This window comes from Leclercia sp. EC_58, from assembly GCF_019584355.1.
Classification (GTDB): domain Bacteria; phylum Pseudomonadota; class Gammaproteobacteria; order Enterobacterales; family Enterobacteriaceae; genus Enterobacter.
Genome location: NZ_VDAM01000001.1, coordinates 2,979,241 through 2,997,534, shown reverse-complemented (window position 1 = coordinate 2,997,534; position 18,294 = coordinate 2,979,241). Strand labels below are relative to the sequence as shown.

The 18,294-nt window shown below is 59.4% G+C and carries 18 protein-coding genes; 10 read left to right on the top strand and 8 right to left on the bottom strand.

Annotated features, from left to right (window positions below; genetic code table 11):
* Positions 1-16: 16 nt before the first annotated feature.
* The 4 genes from FHC51_RS14735 (at position 17) to FHC51_RS14720 (ending at position 4,712) form a co-directional block, all read left to right on the top strand.
* Positions 17-1,180, top strand: a complete 1,164-nt coding sequence (locus FHC51_RS14735; RefSeq protein WP_375373823.1) for an ABC transporter substrate-binding protein — start codon at positions 17-19, stop codon at positions 1,178-1,180.
* Complete coding sequence (locus FHC51_RS14730; RefSeq protein ID WP_220435882.1) at positions 1,153-2,685, top strand: thiamine ABC transporter permease; 1,533 nt, start codon at positions 1,153-1,155, stop codon at positions 2,683-2,685. Before FHC51_RS14735 ends, FHC51_RS14730 begins: the two co-directional genes overlap by 28 nt.
* The gene (locus FHC51_RS14725; RefSeq protein WP_220435881.1) at positions 2,685-3,317 is read left to right on the top strand and encodes an ATP-binding cassette domain-containing protein; all 633 of its coding nucleotides are present in this window, start codon (positions 2,685-2,687) and stop codon (positions 3,315-3,317) included. The genes FHC51_RS14730 and FHC51_RS14725 overlap by 1 nt, the downstream gene beginning before the upstream one ends.
* Positions 3,318-3,404: 87 nt before the next feature.
* Positions 3,405-4,712, top strand: a complete 1,308-nt coding sequence (locus FHC51_RS14720; RefSeq protein ID WP_220435880.1) for a sulfurtransferase — start codon at positions 3,405-3,407, stop codon at positions 4,710-4,712.
* On the opposite strand, the gene FHC51_RS14715 is transcribed toward FHC51_RS14720, so the two are convergent.
* Positions 4,704-5,336, bottom strand: coding sequence for a CDP-alcohol phosphatidyltransferase family protein (locus FHC51_RS14715; protein WP_220435879.1), 633 nt, complete (start codon positions 5,334-5,336; stop codon positions 4,704-4,706). The two genes, FHC51_RS14720 and FHC51_RS14715, sit on opposite strands and share 9 nt — an antisense overlap.
* Positions 5,329-5,829, bottom strand: a complete 501-nt coding sequence (locus tag FHC51_RS14710; protein ID WP_220436699.1) for a carboxymuconolactone decarboxylase family protein — start codon at positions 5,827-5,829, stop codon at positions 5,329-5,331. Before FHC51_RS14710 ends, FHC51_RS14715 begins: the two co-directional genes overlap by 8 nt.
* 138 nt (positions 5,830-5,967) lie before the next feature.
* Between FHC51_RS14710 and FHC51_RS14705 the strand changes: the two genes are divergently transcribed.
* Positions 5,968-6,393 carry a pyrimidine (deoxy)nucleoside triphosphate diphosphatase gene (locus tag FHC51_RS14705; protein WP_220435878.1) on the top strand — a complete coding sequence of 142 codons (426 nt, stop codon included), beginning with the start codon at positions 5,968-5,970 and terminating at the stop codon, positions 6,391-6,393.
* Here FHC51_RS14705 and FHC51_RS14700 read toward each other — a convergent pair.
* Complete coding sequence (locus FHC51_RS14700) at positions 6,344-6,619, bottom strand: YnjH family protein (protein ID WP_220435877.1); 276 nt, start codon at positions 6,617-6,619, stop codon at positions 6,344-6,346. The genes FHC51_RS14705 and FHC51_RS14700 overlap by 50 nt on opposite strands.
* 238 nt (positions 6,620-6,857) lie before the next feature.
* Between FHC51_RS14700 and gdhA the strand changes: the two genes are divergently transcribed.
* Positions 6,858-8,201 (top strand): NADP-specific glutamate dehydrogenase, encoded by a 1,344-nt coding sequence (gene gdhA, locus FHC51_RS14695; RefSeq protein WP_114387332.1) that lies wholly within the window; start codon positions 6,858-6,860, stop codon positions 8,199-8,201.
* A 101-nt stretch (positions 8,202-8,302) separates the two neighbouring features.
* Here the strand turns inward: gdhA and FHC51_RS14690 are convergent, their stop codons facing one another.
* The 3 genes from FHC51_RS14690 to FHC51_RS14680 all read right to left on the bottom strand — a co-directional run bounded on the left by FHC51_RS14690 (position 8,303) and on the right by FHC51_RS14680 (position 11,923).
* Entirely contained in the window at positions 8,303-10,207 is a 1,905-nt protein-coding gene (locus FHC51_RS14690) for a DNA topoisomerase III (RefSeq protein ID WP_220435876.1), read from the bottom strand.
* A 4-nt stretch (positions 10,208-10,211) separates the two neighbouring features.
* Positions 10,212-11,255 carry a selenide, water dikinase SelD gene (gene selD / locus FHC51_RS14685; RefSeq protein WP_220435875.1) on the bottom strand — a complete coding sequence of 348 codons (1,044 nt, stop codon included), beginning with the start codon at positions 11,253-11,255 and terminating at the stop codon, positions 10,212-10,214.
* A 116-nt stretch (positions 11,256-11,371) separates the two neighbouring features.
* Positions 11,372-11,923, bottom strand: coding sequence for an NAD(P)H nitroreductase (locus tag FHC51_RS14680; RefSeq protein ID WP_220435874.1), 552 nt, complete (start codon positions 11,921-11,923; stop codon positions 11,372-11,374).
* A 166-nt stretch (positions 11,924-12,089) separates the two neighbouring features.
* On the opposite strand from FHC51_RS14680, the gene sppA reads away from it, so the two are divergent.
* The 4 genes from sppA (at position 12,090) to FHC51_RS14660 (ending at position 17,240) form a co-directional block, all read left to right on the top strand.
* Entirely contained in the window at positions 12,090-13,946 is a 1,857-nt protein-coding gene (sppA, locus tag FHC51_RS14675) for a signal peptide peptidase SppA (protein ID WP_156238458.1), read from the top strand.
* 59 nt (positions 13,947-14,005) lie between these two features.
* Positions 14,006-15,022, top strand: coding sequence for an asparaginase (ansA, locus tag FHC51_RS14670; RefSeq protein ID WP_103179260.1), 1,017 nt, complete (start codon positions 14,006-14,008; stop codon positions 15,020-15,022).
* Positions 15,023-15,031: 9 nt separating this feature from the next.
* Positions 15,032-15,673 (top strand): bifunctional nicotinamidase/pyrazinamidase, encoded by a 642-nt coding sequence (pncA, locus tag FHC51_RS14665; protein WP_220435873.1) that lies wholly within the window; start codon positions 15,032-15,034, stop codon positions 15,671-15,673.
* A gap of 310 nt (positions 15,674-15,983) precedes the next feature.
* Positions 15,984-17,240 carry a glycoside hydrolase family 18 protein gene (locus tag FHC51_RS14660; RefSeq protein ID WP_156238455.1) on the top strand — a complete coding sequence of 419 codons (1,257 nt, stop codon included), beginning with the start codon at positions 15,984-15,986 and terminating at the stop codon, positions 17,238-17,240.
* Between the two features lie 47 nt (positions 17,241-17,287).
* Here the strand turns inward: FHC51_RS14660 and FHC51_RS14655 are convergent, their stop codons facing one another.
* Entirely contained in the window at positions 17,288-17,566 is a 279-nt protein-coding gene (locus tag FHC51_RS14655; RefSeq protein WP_103179257.1) for a YeaC family protein, read from the bottom strand.
* Between the two features lie 42 nt (positions 17,567-17,608).
* On the bottom strand, positions 17,609-18,022 hold the full coding sequence (msrB, locus tag FHC51_RS14650) for a peptide-methionine (R)-S-oxide reductase MsrB (protein WP_103179256.1): 414 nt from the start codon (positions 18,020-18,022) through the stop codon (positions 17,609-17,611).
* Between the last annotated feature and the right edge of the window lie 272 nt (positions 18,023-18,294).

Genomic DNA, 18,294 nt, shown 5'->3' with positions numbered 1-18,294 from the left:
AGGCACTATGCGCCGTGTGCGTTTTTGCATGTTATTAACGGGCCTGCTGATGGCAGGACACGCGCTGGCCGATGACGGCTGGCAAAAAATCAAAGAGGATGCCCGCGGCCAGACCGTCTGGATTAACGCCTGGGGCGGCGATGAGGCGGTGAACCGCTACCTGGACTGGGTGAGCGGGGAGATGAAAAGCCACTACGCCATAAACCTGAAGATTGTCCGTCTGGCGGATGCCGCCGACGCGGTGAAGCGCATCCAGACCGAGGCCAGCGCCGGGCGTAAAACCAACGGTTCGGTGGATCTGCTGTGGGTCAATGGTGAGAACTTCCGCACCCTCAAAACCGCCGGGCTGTTGCAGACCGGTTGGGCGCAAATGCTTCCTAACTGGCGCTATGTGGATACCGCGAAACCGGTCACCGAAGATTTTGCCATCCCGACCGAGGGAGCCGAGTCTCCGTGGGGCAGCGCGCAGCTGACCTTTATCGCCAGCCGCAAGAGCCTGCCGCAACCGCTGGCCGACCCGCAGGCGCTGCTGACATACGCCACGCAACATCCCGGCACCGTCACCTACCCACGGCCGCCCGACTTTACCGGCACCGCGTTTCTGGAACAGCTGCTGCTGACGCAAACCACCCAGCCGGAGGCGCTGAAACAGCCGCCGGACAGCGCCACCTTTGCCCGCGTAACCGCGCCGCTGTGGGCCTGGCTGGATAAGCTCCATCCTTATCTGTGGCGCGAGGGCAAAGACTTCCCGCCTTCACCGGCGCGGATGGATGCCCTGCTGGCCAGCGGCAATTTAAACCTGTCGATCACCTTTAACCCGGCCCACGCCCGGCAGAAAGTGGCCAGCAAAGCGCTGCCCGCAGACAGCTACAGCTTTGGTTTTCAGCAGGGGATGATCGGCAACGTACATTTTGTGGCGATCCCGGCCAACGCCTCCGCCAGCGCGGGGGCGAAGGTTGTCGCGAATTTCCTGCTCTCGCCGCAGGCACAGATCCGCAAGGCGGACCCGGCTAACTGGGGCGATCCCACTGTGCTGGATCCACAAAAACTCCCGGTGGCAGAGGCGGATAAATTGCGCCAGTTTATGCCGGCTGAGCTTCCGCCAACGCTCGCTGAACCACATGCCGCCTGGGTGAATGCGCTGGAGCAGGAATGGCTGCGTCGTTACGGCACCCACTAAGCGGGCTTGCCTGGCTGCTGATGGCGGCGGTGTACCTGCCGTTACTGCCCGCCTTCGGCCTGCTGCTGCCCCCGATCTTCTCCCTTGAGAACTGGCGGGCGCTGGCCGCCGATCCGCAGATCCCGCAGGCGTTGACCGCCACTCTGGTTTCCACCCTGATTGCCGCCGCCGGGGCGCTGATGCTGGCCCTGGCGGTGGTGGCCGCGCTGTGGCCCGGCAGCTGGCGACGCCTGTGCAACCACCTGCCGTGGCTGCTGGCGATCCCGCACGTGGCGTTTGCCGTCAGCGTGCTGCTGATATTTGCCGAAGGGGGAGAACTCTACCGCCTCTGTTCTCTCTGTTCACCGATAGTGGATCGCTACGGGATCGGGCTGGGGCTGACCCTCGCCGTCAAGGAGAGCGCCTTTGTGGTCTGGGCGATTTATGCCTCGCTGCCGGAAAAAGAGCTGGCGCAAAAGGTGACGATCCTGCGATCGCTGGGTTACGGACGCTGGCAGGCGCTGCGCTGGCTGATCTTGCCCGCCATTGCGCCTGCGCTGGGGGCGGTGATGCTGGCGGTGATCGCCTGGTCGCTGTCGGTGGTGGATGTGGCCCTGATCCTCGGGCCGGGTAATCCTCCCACGCTGGCAGTGCTGGCGTGGCAGTGGCTGACGCAGGGGGACAGCATCCAGCAGGCGAAGGGGATGCTGGTATGCGTGATCCTGCTTCTGCTGCTGGAGCTGATTGCCATCGCGATATTTATCAGCTGGCTGCGCTGGCGCCGCACTATTCCGGCCATCTCCGGGGAGCGCCCGATGCCGCGTCCGCTGCTTCTGGGGCGAGCCTGCGGCCTGCTGCTCCCCCTGGCCGGGATCGCCAGCATCGTGGTGCTGGTTCTGGTCGCGGGCAATGCCAGCGTTTCGCGGGAGACGGCCGGGATGAGCCTGACGCTGGGGCTGCTCTCAGCGGGGATAGCGCTGGGGATGATCCTGCTCTGGCTCGAATGGGGACCACAGCGCGGAGGCTTCTGGGTCTGGCTGCCGCTGGCCCTTCCCGCCCTGCCGCTGGTGGCCGGGCAGTACCGGCTGGCGCTGCTGTTGCAGCTGGACGGGCAGTTTGTCGCCGTGCTGTGGGGACATTTGTTGTGGGTGCTGCCGTGGATGCTGCTGGTGATGCAACCGGCCTGGCGCAGGCTCGATCCGCGTATGATCCTGACAGCCCGCACCCTCGGCTGGGGATCGCTTAAAATTTTCTGGCTGATCAAATGCCCGCAGATGATCCGCCCGGCACTGACGGCGTTTGCCGTCGGCTTTTCCGTCAGCGTGGCGCAGTATCTGCCCACCCTGTGGCTGGGGAGCGGACGGTTTGCCACCCTCACCACCGACGCGGTAGCGCTCAGCAGCGGCGGCAGTAGCGCGGTGTTGGCAGCCCAGGCGCTCTGGCAACTGCTGCTGCCGATGCTGGTTTTCGCCGCCTGCATTTTGCTTTCCCGGCTGGTTGGCCGTTTTCGACAAGGGTTACGTTAATGCTTGTGGTCAAGGATGTTTCGCTCTCTCTGCGCCAGACGGCGCTGCTGCACAACGTCAGTTTTTCGGTGGTGCCCGGCGAAATTCTCACCCTGATGGGCCCTTCCGGCAGCGGCAAATCGTCGCTGTTTGCCTGGATGGTGGGCGCCCTGCCCGCAGATTTTCGCGCCGAAGGGGAGCTGTGGATCAACGCCCGGCGCTGCGACACGCTGCCCACCGAACAGCGCGGGCTGGGTCTGCTGTTTCAGGATGCACTGCTTTTTGATCATTTCAGCGTCGGGCAGAATTTGCTGCTGGCGCTTCCGGCGTCCATCAAAGGGGAGCAGCGTAAACAGCAGGTAATCGCGGCGCTGGATGCCGCCGATTTGCCCGGTTTCTTTCAGCGCGATCCCGCCACGCTGTCCGGCGGGCAGCGTGCCCGGGTCAGCCTGCTGCGTGCGCTGCTGGCCCGGCCCCAGGCGCTGCTGCTTGATGAACCCTTTAGCCGACTGGATAAAACGCTGCGCGACCAGTTTCGCCGCTGGGTCTTTGCCGAAGTGCGCGCCCGGCGAATTCCCGTCGTTCAGGTGACCCACGATGAAGAGGATATTCCCGCAGAGGGTCGGGTGCTGGCGATGGAAAACTGGCGATGAATCCCATGGCAACCTGCGCAAACGCAACGTTTTTTGTCGGGAGGATTGCCACAATCACCGCTCTTTTTTCTTACGACGGGCATTTCGATGAAACGTGTTTCTCAACTGACCGCGCTGACCGCCGCGTTAGGTCTCGCCTCTTTCTTTTCTTTTGCCGCTGATATGGCGCCCTCCCTCACACTTTCAGAGCTTCAGCAGCAGAAAGGCGCGGTGATCGATACCCGCATTAGCGCCTTTTACAACGGCTGGCCCCAGACGCTGAACGGCCCATCCGGACATGAACCTTCGGCCCTTAACCTCTCTGCCAACTGGCTGGGTGCCATGACCGAGGCGCAGCTGAAAGCCTGGGCCATGCGGCATCAACTGACGCTGGCCACCCCCATCGCGTTATATGGCAGCGACAGCGATAACCAGGCCGTGAAGGCGCGGCTGACTGAAGCGGGCTTCAGCAACATCACCCTGCTCGGTGATGCCCTGCAAACCCCGTCTCGCCTGCAGCGTCTCGCCCATTTCGAACAGCTGGTCTATCCCCAGTGGCTGCATCAGCTCCAGCAGGGAAAACCGGTCCCTGCCGCCCCTGCTGGCGAGTGGAAAGTGATTGAGGCCGCCTGGGGTGCGCCGAAACTTTATCTGCTGAGCCACATTCCCGGCGCGGACTATATCGACACCAACGAAGTGGAAAGCGAGCCGCTGTGGAACAAGGTCTCTGATGCCGATCTGAAGGCGATGCTGGCGAAACACGGCATCCGCCATGACACCACCGTGATCCTCTACGGACGCGATGTCTACGCCGCCGCGCGCGTGGCGCAGATCATGCTGTATGCCGGCGTGAAAGATGTACGCCTGCTGGACGGCGGCTGGAAAGCGTGGGATGACGCGAAGCTGCCGGTCGAGCGCGGAACGCCCGACAATGTCGAACCCGCCGCCGATTTTGGCGCACCGATCCCCGGTCAGCCGCAGCTGATGCTGAGCACCGAACAGGCCCGCGGCCTGCTGCATCGTCAGGACGCTTCGCTGGTGAGCGTTCGCTCGTGGCCGGAGTTCACCGGTGTCACCAGCGGCTACAGCTACATCAAACCCAAAGGTGAAATCCAGGGCGCCCGCTGGGGCCACGCCGGAAGCGACTCGACCCATATGGAGGATTTCCATAACCCGGACGGCACCATGCGCAGCGCGGATGATATCGCCAGGATGTGGAAGCAGTGGAACATTCTGCCGGATCAGCAGGTGGCCTTTTACTGCGGCACCGGCTGGCGGGCATCAGAAACCTTTATGTATGCCCGGGCGATGGGCTGGAAACATGTCGGCGTCTATGATGGCGGCTGGTATGAGTGGAGCAGCAACCCGCAGAACCCGGTGGTGAGCGGTGAACGCGGGCCAGACAGTTCACTCTGATCCCGGCTGGCGCTGAACCTCCTTCAGCGTCAGATACCCGCTCCAGATGCGCGTTGCGGTGGTAAGCCAGCACAACGCGCCAAACACCCACGCCAGCCACCCGAAATGCGCCGGGAACAGGCAAAAGAGCACGAACAGCAGCAGCGTTTCCGTCCCCTCCGTCAGGCCACCCAGATAGTAAAACGACTTGTGGGCATAGCCTGGATTGTCTATCTCATGCTTCGCGGCCAGGGCGGCAAACGCCAGAAAGCTGCTCCCGGTGCCGATAAAGGCAAAAAGCAGCCAGGCGGCTGGCAACGCATTGTTAACCGGATCCGCCAGGGCAAAGCCAAAGGGCACCAGGGCATAGAAGAGGAAGTCGAGGGAGATATCGAGAAAGCCTCCGGCATCGCTCAGCCCGCGCCGCCGGGCCAGCGCGCCGTCCAGCCCATCGAGCAAGCGGTTCAGCGCAATGGCCACCAGCGCCGCCAGGTACCAGCCCAGCGCCAGAAACGGCAGCGCCAGTACCCCGATGGCAAAGCCGATCAGCGTAATACCATCCGGGGTGATGCCCGGTTTATCCAGGGTTGCGACCAGCCGGTTAAGTAGCGGCTTGATGCGCGGATGAAGGTGACGGTCAAGCATCGGATTTTTCTCCTCTCATCGCGCATAACCCCTGGGAGGGGATATCCAGCGCCGCGTTAAAGCGGGCGGATAAATTCTGAAAACCAATCAGCGCCGTCATCTCGGTAATCGCCTCGTCATTGAAGTACTGGCGCAGCGCCGCTTTGGTGGCCTCATCCACCACCGGCGGCGTGGCGGTAACGGCTTCCGCATAGGCCAGCGCGGCGCGCTCCTTATCGCTGAACAGACTGCTGTCGCGCCATGTCGCCACGGCCTGCACCTTATCCAGCCCGCCGCTGCGTTCCGCCAGGCGCAGCGCGTTGGCATCGATGCAAAAGGCGCAGTGGCAGATCTGCGAGACGCGGGTCATCAGCAGCGAACGCAGCACCGGCTCAAGGGGCGATTTTTTGCGTTCCAGAAAGCCTACAAACAGCGCCACCAGCCAGAACAGCCGGGGCATTCTTCCCCACCAGCGCAGCGGATTAAGCACTGCGCCATAATGTTTTTTCTGCATTGCCGCGACAGGCGTTAGAATGGTGGGAATAGATTCGATGGGTTTAACCCAGACGGGTGGTCTCTCGTTCACAGGATGCTCCTGGCGTGTTAAGTGCGCAGATCCTAACTCTTTTTCTTTTATTCATTATTGACGACCATGCTAAAAACACTCGATGTTGTCTGCGCTATTCTCGAACAGGATGGCAAAATTTTACTGGCGCAGCGCCCGCTGCATGCGGATCAGCCCGGTCTGTGGGAATTTGCCGGAGGAAAAGTGGAGGCGGGGGAAACCCAGCCCGCGGCATTAGTGCGTGAACTGCGCGAGGAGTTGGGCATTGAGGCCTGCCCCGCAAAGTATATCGCCAGCCATCAACGGGAAGTGTCCCAGCGGCTGATTAACCTACACGCCTGGCACGTCCCGGCGTTTACCGGCACGCCCGAAACGCGCTATCACAGCCAGCTGGTATGGTGTTCACCACACGAGGCGCTGGATTACGACCTCGCCCCGGCGGATATCCCTTTGTTACAGTCGTTTATTCTCTTACGCGACGCCACACCAGCGGATTCGTACTCAAAGCGTTAGGATCGCGCTGGCACTGCAACAAGACCCCCTCGGCTTTTACCACCGCCCCTTCTGAATAGTTCTGATCCTGATAGATGCAGAACTGGTTACACGGCGGTGGACGCTGACCGCTGGAGCTGAAGATCTCCGGCGGGATATTCACATCCACCCCGGTTCCAAACCGCTGGTCGGCCTGACTGCCAGCCGCGAAAACTCCAAGCAAAACAGCCATCACAATACGCTTCATCGACGCTTCTTCCTGTTATGTTCTGATATTCACTATAACGGTAAAAACAGCGCGGAGCTTTAATCCCCCCTCGGTCATCGTTTTTTATTATGACCCGGCGCGTTTAATGAATTTAACTTGAGGACGAAATTTAGCTTGCGTCACAAAGCCTGTCGGGTGGTATAGTCGAAAAACACAACATCACGAAGATATTTGTTACAAATTAAATAATCCCAATATATTAGAGGAACTTATAGTTATGGACCAGGCTTGCTCCCTTGACTCCTTTCTGAATCGTGTTCAGCAGCGTGACCCGCATCAGAGCGAATTTGCTCAGGCAGTCCGCGAAGTGATGACCACTCTCTGGCCATTTCTGGAACAAAATCCCCGCTACCGTCAGATGTCCCTGCTTGAGCGCCTGGTGGAACCCGAGCGCGTGATTCAGTTCCGTGTGGTCTGGGTTGACGACCGTAACCAGGTGCAGGTCAACCGTGCCTGGCGCGTACAGTTCAACTCGGCGATCGGCCCATTCAAGGGGGGCATGCGTTTCCATCCGTCGGTAAACCTGTCGATTCTGAAGTTCCTCGGCTTTGAACAGACCTTTAAAAATGCCCTCACCACCCTGCCGATGGGCGGCGGCAAAGGCGGTAGCGATTTTGATCCAAAAGGCAAAAGCGAAGGCGAAGTGATGCGTTTCTGCCAGGCGCTGATGACGGAGCTCTATCGTCACCTGGGCGCCGACACCGACGTCCCGGCTGGCGATATCGGGGTTGGCGGACGCGAAGTGGGCTTTATGGCCGGGATGATGAAAAAACTCTCCAACAACAGCGCCTGCGTCTTTACCGGGAAAGGCCTCTCCTTCGGCGGCAGCCTGATCCGCCCGGAAGCCACCGGTTACGGTCTGGTCTATTTCACTGAAGCGATGCTGAAGCGTCATGGGATGAGCTTTGAGGGCATGCGTGTCGCCGTATCCGGCTCTGGCAACGTGGCTCAGTACGCTATCGAAAAAGCGATGCAGTTCGGCGCACGCGTCATCACCGCCTCCGACTCCAGCGGCACCGTGGTGGATGAGGCGGGCTTCACAACCGAAAAACTGGCGCGCCTGTGCGAAATCAAAGCCAGCCGCGACGGTCGCGTGGCCGACTATGCCCGTGAATTCGGTCTGACCTACCTTGAAGGCAAACAGCCGTGGTCAGTGCCGGTGGATATCGCCCTGCCTTGCGCCACCCAGAACGAACTGGATGTTGATGCCGCGCGCCAGCTTATCGCCAACGGCGTGAAAGCGGTGGCTGAAGGGGCCAACATGCCCACCACCATTGAAGCGACCGACCTGTTCCTGGAAGCGGGCGTACTGTTCGCCCCGGGTAAAGCGGCTAACGCGGGCGGCGTGGCGACCTCTGGCCTCGAGATGGCGCAAAACGCCGCTCGCATGGGCTGGAAGGCGGAGAAAGTGGATGCGCGTCTGCATCACATCATGCTGGATATTCACCACGCCTGCGTCGAGTACGGCGGGGAAGAGAAGCAGACCAACTACGTGCGCGGCGCGAACATCGCCGGGTTTGTGAAAGTCGCGGATGCGATGATGGGTCAGGGTGTGATCTAAGCCTTCACTGCGGATGCTACGCCGGGCGGCGCTGGCGCTTGCCCGGCCTACGGTTCGTGCTTTGTAGGCCGGGTAAGGCGTAGCCGCCACCCGGCAATGCTTTACGCCGCACTCTTCTTCTTAAACTTTTTCTTCTTATCGCCGCCCGGCGCCACCATACCGCGAAAATCCCTCACTGACGTGTTTCGCGCCTGATTGATCAGATCGAACAGCGTGCCCACCAGCGGCTGCATAAAGTCCTGATAGCGACACTGCTTTTCGCTAATCTGGGTCAGCACCGACTCCCAGTGCGCGGTCATATCCGGCCTGGCGGCCATCTCCGGCAGAGAGTGGATCAGCGCCCTTCCGGCATCCGTTGAGTGGATATAACGTCCTTTCTTATGCAGAAAACCACGTTTGAACAGCAGCTCAATGATCCCGGCGCGGGTCGCTTCGGTTCCCAGCCCGTCAGTGGCGCGGAGGATCTTCTTCAGATCTTTATCCTGCACAAAGCGGGCGATACCGGTCATCGCGGAGAGCAGCGTGGCGTCGGTAAAGTGCCGCGGCGGCTGGGTCTGTCGCTCCACCACTTCGCCCTTCTCGCACAGCAATTCATCCTCTTTTTTCACCACCGGCAACGGCGTACCGTCGTTCTCCTCGTCCCGCTCTTTATTGCCCAGCAGCGCGCGCCAGCCCGCTTCGGCGAGGAAACGCGCCTTGGCAATAAACTTGCCTTTGGCGATCTCCAGCTCAATGACGCACTTGCGGAACAGCGCATCCGGGCAGAACTGCATCAGATACTGACGGGCCACGAGGTTATACACCTTCGATTCGTTATCCGTGAGACTGACATTGCTACTGCGGGCCGTCGGGATAATGGCGTGGTGGGCATCCACCTTTTTATCGTCCCAGCAGCGGTTGCGGGTATCCGGGTTGACCGCCGGCTGTGGCACGAGATCGGGAGCGTGTACGGCAATGGCGTTCAGCACCGCGTGGCGCCCGGCGAAATGCTCTTCCGGCAGGTAGCGGCTGTCGGAACGCGGGTAGGTAATGAGTTTGTGCGTTTCATACAGCTTCTGGCAGATATCGAGCACGTTTTGCGCGCTCAGGCCGTAGCGTTTTGCCGCCTCAATCTGCAAAGCAGAAAGGGAGAACGGCAGCGGCGCGGGTTCTGATTCCCGTTTATCGTTATAGCTGGTGACGACGGCGGGCTGACCCTGGATGCGGGTCACCACATGATCGGCCAGCGGACGATGCAGCAGGCGTCCCTCTTCATCCTGATAGGGTTCGCAGGCCTCGCTCGGCTGCCAGACTGCGGTAAAGCGTTCGTCCTTCGGGGTGACAATATGGGCTTTTACTTCGAAGAAGTCTTTGGCGATAAAGTTCTCGATCTCTTCGTCGCGACGCACCACCAGCCCCAGCACCGGCGTCTGCACCCGGCCAACGGAGAGCACCCCCTGATAACCCGCGTTGCGCCCGAGAATGGTATAGGCCCGGGTCATGTTGATGCCGTAGAGCCAGTCAGCGCGGGCGCGGGCCAACGCCGACACGCACAGCGGGACAAACTCGCTGTTGGCGCGCAGACGGGTGATGGCCCGCTCTACCGCCTGCGGGTTAAGGTCGTTAATCAGACAGCGCTGCACCTGCTGGCGTTTTTCCGGCGCGAGGTTCAGGTAATCCAGCACCTCGTCCACCAGCAGCTGCCCTTCCCTGTCCGGGTCACCGGCGTGGATCACCTCGGATGCCTCGTTCAGCAACCGCTTAATGACGTTGAGCTGTTTGGTGACCGACGGGCGCGGCTGAAGCTGCCACTTCTCCGGCACGATGGGCAGATCGTTAAGATTCCAGCGCGCATAGCGGCTGTCGTAGGCGTCCGGCTGGGCCTGCTCCAGCAGGTGGCCGATACACCAGGTGACCACCTGCCCGTTCCCGCACTCAATGTAGCCGTCCCCCTTGCGATGCGGTTTGGGTAATACGTCCGCAATCGCCCGGGCGAGGCTGGGTTTTTCGGCAATAAATAACCGCATTGAATTAACGGATCTCAATCATCGGACGGCCACCGCGGGCGGTCACCAGCTCGCCAATGGCGGTCAGGGTGATACCGTACTCGGCGGCGGTCGCGCGCACAGCCTCTTCGCTGTCTGGCGTCACGGCCAGTAACAGGCCGCCGGAAGTCTGCGGATCGCACAGCAGATCGCGCCATTCTGCAGGCATCTCGCCCATCAGATGGCCGTAGCTGGCAAAGTTACGCTGTGTACCACCCGGGACGGCGCCCTGGGCAATGTAGGCTTCCACGCCTGGCAGCTTCGGCACGTCCTGATACCAGACCTGCGCCTGAACGCCTGCGCCCTGGCACACTTCGCTCAGGTGGCCCAACAGCCCAAAACCGGTGACGTCGGTCATCGCCTTCACCCCCTCGATGTTGGCAAAGGCAGCACCGGCAAGGTTCATCTGGCACATCACCTCGGTCGCCAGCCCTTTGTGCTCAGGCAACAGCAGCGATTTTTTCTCGGCGGTGGTGAGCACGCCAATGCCCAGCGGCTTGGTGAGGAACAACTTGCAGCCCGCTTCCGCGGTGCTGTTACGCTTGACGCGCTCCGTGGGCACCACGCCGGTCACCGCCAGGCCAAAAATCGGCTCCGGGGCGTCAATGGAGTGGCCACCCGCCAGGGCGATCCCCGCCTGCTGGCAGGCGAAACGCCCGCCCTCGATCACGTCGCGGGCGATCTCCGGGGCCAGGGTGTTAATCGGCCAGCCAAGGATCGCAATCGCCATGATCGGCTTACCGCCCATCGCAAAAATGTCGCTGATGGCGTTCGTGGCCGCAATGCGCCCGAAATCGTAGGGATTGTCGACGATTGGCATAAAGAAATCGGTGGTGCTGATAATGCTGGTGCCGTTACCCAGATCGTAGACGGCAGCATCATCACGGGTTTCATTGCCAACAAGCAGGTTCGGGTCGATAAACTTCGCCTGCTCGCTGTGCAGAATGGTTTCCAGCACTTTAGGGGAAATTTTACAACCGCAACCGGCTCCATGGCTGTATTGCGTTAAACGAATGGCTTGCTCGCTCATGACAATCTCCTTTCATTACAATTGCACTATGTTAGCGCTCATTCCATTACGTGATAAGTATGACTGTCTGAATTCTGCTGCACTTGCTCAGGATCCAGACAGTTTTATGCCATTAATCAGAAACGGGTGACAAAAGGCGTGGTGTCGGGCACGGAAACGGTGGTAGAGGCTTTAAGCTGCGGGGTGCCCAGATAGAGGAAACCGACGATTTTATCGTCTGCGCCACAGTCGAGGCCTTCGCGGACCACCGGGCTGTCGGTCAGTGCGCCGCTGCGCCAGATACCGTTATAGCCCTGGGCGACCGCCGCCATCTGCATCGCCATGACCGCGCAGCCCGCGGACATCTCCTGCTCCCACACCGGCACCTTGTGCTGCGGCTGGCATTTCGCGACCACGGCGATAATCATCGGGGCGCGGAACGGTGCGTTACGGGCTTTCTCAATCGCTTTTTCATCCTGCCCGGCGGCAACAGCGCCCTTCTCCAGCAGGGTGCTGAAGCGCTCGCGCCCTTCCCCTTCGATGATAAAGAAGTGCCACGGCTGCAAGGTACCGTGATCCGGGGCGCGCATTCCGGCGCGAAGAATATTCTCCAGCTGTTCGCCTGCTGGCGCGGGCTCCGCCAGACGCGCTGCGCTACGACGGTTAACAAGCAGTTCGAGTGCATCCATTGGGTTAACTCCTGTCTTGAAATTTACTCAAAATTAACACGACGGCAGATTTTGTTACAGCGTAGCAGGCGATTCCTGCTGACAAGTGACGGTCGGGTCATTACGATAGCCCGACAACGCCGTCCAGTAGCGACGGAATAGGTAATTATCTGGACAGGGAGAATACATGCGAACCCTCTGGCGACTGTTTGCCGGCTTTTTTAAATGGACGTGGCGACTGCTGAATTTCGTCCGCAACCTGGTGATGAACCTCTTTTTCATCCTGTTTGTGATAGTTTGCGTCGGTGTCTGGATGCACCTCAGCGCCTCCAGCCAGAGTCAGAGCGCCGGGCGTGGCGCGCTGCTGCTGGATATCGCCGGCGTGGTGGTGGATAAACCGTCCACCAGCAATCGCCTTGGCGTGCTGGGCCGCCAGCTGTTTGGCGCCAGCGGCGACCGTCTGCAGGAAAACTCCCTGTTCGATATCGTCGACGCCATTCGTCAGGCGAAGGACGATCGCAACATTACCGGCATTGTGCTGGATCTGAAGAATTTTGCCGGGGCGGATCAGCCTTCGATGCAGTATATCGGTAAAGCGCTGCGGGAATTCCGCGACAGCGGCAAACCGGTGATTGCGGTGGGCGATAACTACAGCCAGGGGCAGTACTATCTGGCGAGCTTTGCCAATAAAGTGTGGCTCTCGCCGCAGGGCGCCGTCGATCTGCACGGTTTTGCCACCAACGGCCTCTATTACAAGTCGCTGCTCGATAAGCTGAAGGTCACCACCCACGTCTTCCGCGTCGGGACCTATAAATCTGCCGTTGAGCCATTTATCCGCGACGATATGTCCCCTGCCGCCCGTGAAGCGGACAGCCGCTGGATTGGCGAACTGTGGCAGAACTACCTCAGCACCGTGGCCGCTAACCGCCAGATCACCACCGAGCAAGTATTCCCGGGCGCCCAGGGCGTGCTGGATGGGCTACGTAAGGTTGATGGCGATACCGCGAAATATGCGCTGGATAACAAGCTGGTGGATGCCCTGGGCTCAAGCGCCGAAATTGAAAAGTCCCTGACCAAACAGTTCGGCTGGAGCAAAGAGGAGAAGAACTACAGCGCCATCAGCTTCTATGATTATCAGGCGAAAAAACGTGCCGATACCGGAGACAGCATCGCTGTGGTCTTTGCGAATGGCGCGATCATGGATGGCGAAGAGACGCCGGGCAACGTTGGGGGCGATACCACTGCCGCGCAGATCCGCGACGCGCGTCTCGACCCGAAAGTGAAAGCGATTGTGCTGCGGGTTAACAGCCCGGGCGGCAGCGTCAGCGCATCGGAAGTGATCCGCGCTGAGCTGGCAGCCGCGCGCGCCGCTGGGAAACCGGTAGTGGTCTCCATGGGCGGTATGGCAGCATCCGGTGGCTACTGGATCTCCACCCCGGCGAACTACATCGTGGCGAACCCGAGCACCCTTACCGGCTCCATCGGCATCTTCGGGGTGATTAACACCGTTGAAAACAGCCTCGACTATCTGGGGGTGCATACCGATGGCGTCGCCACGTCGCCGCTGGCCGACATCGCCGTGACCAAAGCGTTACCGCCGGAAGTGTCGCAGATGATGCAGCTCAGCATTGAGAATGGCTATAAGCGCTTTATCACCCTGGTGGCCGACTCCCGTAAGCGAACCCCGGAACAGATCGACCAGATTGCTCAGGGTCATGTCTGGACGGGTCAGGATGCGAAGAGCAACGGTCTGGTGGATAACCTGGGCGACTTCGATGATGCCGTCGCCAAAGCTGCTGAACTGGCGAAGCTGAAGCAGTGGCACGTCGATTTCTATCAGGATGAGCCAACCTTCATGGATCTCGTGATGGACAGCGTCTCCGGCTCGGTAAAAGCCATGCTGCCAGACGCGCTGCAGGCTTACCTGCCCGCTCCGGTCGCCACGGCGGCGAAAGCGGTCAAAGCCGAGGGCGACAAGCTGGCCGCCTTTAACGATCCGCAAAACCGCTACGCGTTCTGCCTTACCTGCGCTAACGTACGTTAAATCTCATCCCCTCTTCCGCAAAGAGGGGATTTTTCTTTGAAGCCCAAGAACATTACATCATGCAAAAGAAATCAATTTATGTGGCCTATACCGGCGGTACCATCGGTATGCAGCGTTCAGAAAATGGCTACATCCCGGTATCTGGCCATCTGCAGCGCCAGCTGGCATTAATGCCTGAATTCCACCGCCCGGAGATGCCGGACTTCACCATTCACGAATATGATCCGCTGATGGACTCTTCCGACATGACCCCGGAAGACTGGCAGCACATCGCCGACGACATTAAAGCGCATTACGACGACTACGACGGCTTTGTGATCCTGCACGGCACCGACACCATGGCATTTACCGCCTCGGCGCTCTCTTTTATGCTGGAAAACCTCAGCAAGCCGGTGATCGTCACCGGCTCGCAGATCCCACTGGCGGAGCTGCGCTCCGACGGGCAGATCAACCTGCTTAACTCGCTGTATGTGGCGGCCAATTTCCCGATTAACGAAGTGAGCCTGTTCTTCAATAACCGGCTCTACCGCGGCAACCGTACCACCAAGGCCCACGCGGACGGCTTTGACGCCTTTGCCTCACCCAACCTCACGCCACTGCTGGAAGCGGGTATTCATATTCGCCGCCTCGGTACGCCTCCGGCGCCGCACACCTCCGGCGAGCTGGTGGTCCATCCGATCACCCCGCAGCCAATTGGCGTGGTGACGATCTACCCGGGTATCTCCGCCGAGGTGGTACGCAACTTCCTGCGTCAGCCGGTGAAAGCGCTGATCCTGCGCTCCTACGGCGTGGGTAACGCCCCGCAGAACGGCGAGTTCCTGAAAGAGCTTCAGGAGGCGAGCAGCCGCGGGATCGTGGTGGTGAACCTGACCCAGTGTATGTCCGGTAAGGTAAATATGGGCGGCTATGCCACCGGTAACGCCCTGGCGCAAGCGGGGGTAGTGAGCGGATTCGATATGACGGTCGAGGCCACGCTGACTAAACTTCACTACTTACTCAGTCAGGATCTGGATGTGCAGGCGATCCGCACCGCGATGATGCAAAACCTGCGTGGCGAACTGACGCCAGACGAATAAGGAGTTCCTATGAAGCAACGAGCCCTGTTACTGGTCGATTTACAGAATGATTTTTGTGCAGGCGGCGCGCTGGCGGTGGCCGAGGGCGACAGCACGGTCGACATCGCCAACGAACTGATTGCATGGTGTAAGGCGCGCGGTGAAGCGGTGGTTGCCAGCCAGGACTGGCACCCGGCGGATCACGGCAGTTTTGCCAGCCAGCATGATGTTGAGCCCTTCACCGAGGGCGAACTGGACGGCCTGCCGCAAACCTTCTGGCCCGAGCACTGCGTGCAGCATACCGAAGGCGCCGAACTGCATCCCCTGCTTAACAGCAAAGCCATTGACGCGGTGTTCCAGAAGGGTGAAAACCCTGCCATCGACAGCTACAGCGCCTTTTTCGACAATGGGCACCGACAAAAAACGGGGCTGGATCAGTGGCTGCGCCATCACGAAATCGTGGAGCTGATTGTGATGGGGCTGGCGACGGACTACTGCGTGAAATTTACCGTGCTGGATGCGTTGCAGCTGGGTTACCGGGTGAACGTCATTACCGACGGTTGTCGCGGGGTGAATATTCAGCGCCAGGACAGCGCCCAGGCGTTTATGGATATGGCGGCCGAAGGTGCGACGCTGTATACGCTGGCGGACTGGCAGGAGACGCAGGCCTGATAGCCTTGTGCCGGGTGGCGGCTACGCCTTACCCGGCCTACATAAACCGTAGGCCCGTGCAAGCGCCAGCGCCGCCGGGCAAAACCCCGTCACCTGTAGGCCCGTGCAAGCGCAGCGCCGCCGGGCAAAACCCCGTCACCCGTAGGCCCGTGCAAGCGCAGCGCCGCCGGGCACAATTCTCATTAAGTCTCATAAAGTGAACTGCCTCGCACTCTCAGCGAGACGGCAATGTTATTCTTTTTTGGCATTTTTTTCGCCACGCCCTTACGTGGCGTGCTTTTTTTATCGTCAAAATTGAAGAGGAATTGCTATGAAACGTTTGCCCTTGCTGGCAGCTTTACCCCTGCTTTGCGCATCCATTGCTTCCGCCAGTTCGCTGATGTCCGTCGGCTATTTTAACGGCGGCGGCGACGTCACCGCCGGGCCGGGCGGGGATATCAATAAACTGGACGTGCGCCAGATCACCCATCTGAACTACTCCTTTGGCCTGATCTATAACGACGAGAAAGACGAAACCAATCCGGCATTAAAAGACCCCGCTAAACTGCATCAAATCTGGTTATCACCTAAGGTTGAAGCCGATCTGGCTTTGCTCCCTGTCCTGCGTAAACAGAACCCCGCTCTCAAGGTTCTGCTCTCTGTCGGCGGCTGGGGGGCCCGTGGCTTCTCGGGCGCGGCATCCACCCCAGAGACCCGCGCAGTGTTTATCCGCTCCGCCCAGGCGATCGTAGAGAAATATGGCCTCGACGGGATCGATCTCGATTGGGAATTTCCGGTTAACGGCGCATGGGGATTGGTCGCCAGCAAGCCAGAAGACCGGGCTAACTTTACCGCCCTGCTGAAAGAACTGCGTGCCGCGTTCGGACATAAAAAACTGGTGACCATCGCGGTGGGCGCCAACGCCGAGAGCCCAAAAAGCTGGGTAGACGTGAAGGCAGTGGCGCCCCTGCTCGATTACATCAACCTGATGACCTACGACATGGCGTATGGCACCCAGTATTTTAACGCCAACCTGTATGACTCCAGCGCCTGGCCGACCGTTGCCGCCGCGGATAAATATAGCGTCGACTTTGTAGTGAACAACTATCTGGCCGCCGGGCTGAAGCCGCAACAGATGAACCTGGGTATCGGCTTCTATGGTCGCGTGCCGAAACGCGCCGTCGAGCCGGGTATCGACTGGAGCAAACCGGACGCGCAGAAAAATCCCGCGACCCAGCCCTACTTCAGCGCACAGCAGATCGCCCTGTTCAAATCACTGGGCTACGATCTGACCAAAGATACCTACGTGAAATACAACGACATTGTGAAGACGTTTTTAAACGATCCGCAGAAACGGTTTACCGAGCAGTGGGACGATGAGGCGAAAGTGCCGTGGCTGTCGGTGAAGTCCGATAATGGCAATCCGCTGTTTGCCCTGTCGTATGAAAATCCGCGCTCGGTGGCGATCAAAGCCGAGTATATCAAAGAGAAAGGTCTGGCCGGAGCGATGTTCTGGGAGTACGGGGCGGATGACAATAACCAGCTGGCGAAGCAGCTGGCCGAGTCGCTGGGGATAAAACACCCGTAACGTTAAACAGGCCCGGTGAGCCATTCACCGGGCTGCAATGGTTCTGATTACTGGACCTTCAGCGTCGCAATCGGCTTCGGTGCAATACCAAAATCTTCCTTCAGCTGCTGTTTGCTTTTCATCACCATCTGGCCCTGGGTGTCGATGGTCATATGCTGCGCTTCGGTGTTATTGCGCGCCTGCCAGAGCATCACCAGTTGCAGGCAATTCTCTTTCTGCTCCGGGGTCAGGGCCACGCCATCGGCCCATTTGCCAAGCTCCACCGCCGTGACCAGACGCTGATACACTTCCGGCGTCATGCCGTTGATCATCTCTTCAATATTCATGTTAAATCGGGCTCCGAAGGAATAATTTGCTGAATCGATTTTTCAGCCTTTCGTCTGGTCGCCATTCTCGTCGTCGGTGAAGCTTAAGGAGGCGGAATTGACGCAAAAACGCTCGCCTGTTGGCTGTGGGCCATCCGGGAAGACGTGACCGAGATGGGCGTCACAGTTTCCGCAGCGGATCTCGATGCGCTCCATACCGTGGCTGAGGTCCTTCAGATAGTGAATAGCCTCTTCACTGACCGGTTCATAGAAGCTTGGCCAGCCACAGCCAGAATCGTATTTACTCTGGGAGTTAAACAGCGCAGCGTCACAGACCAGGCAGTGATAAACACCGTCCCTTTTGTTATGCAGCAGACGCCCGGTGAATGGCGGTTCCGTCCCGTGATTTTGCGTCACGTAGAACTGCATTTCGGTGAGGTTTTTTTTCAGTTCATCGGAGTTATGTTGATTCGACATAGGCTTACATCTCGCAGTTGAAACAGACAACTTTTACTGTCGATTCTAACAAAACATTAACACTGAAGTATGAACTTTTGATCTAAACTTACTCGTTGCGCAGAGGCGGTCAGACAAATGTGATCTACTCCACGTTTTTATGTGGGCAGCCCTTTAAAATTCCGTGCGCAGGCCCTATATGGGTGCAAGCTCCAAGGGAATGTGAGGTAGGTCAATCGAGCAAAGCTAATGCTAAGGATTGATTTGTCGCAATGATTGACACGATTCCGCTT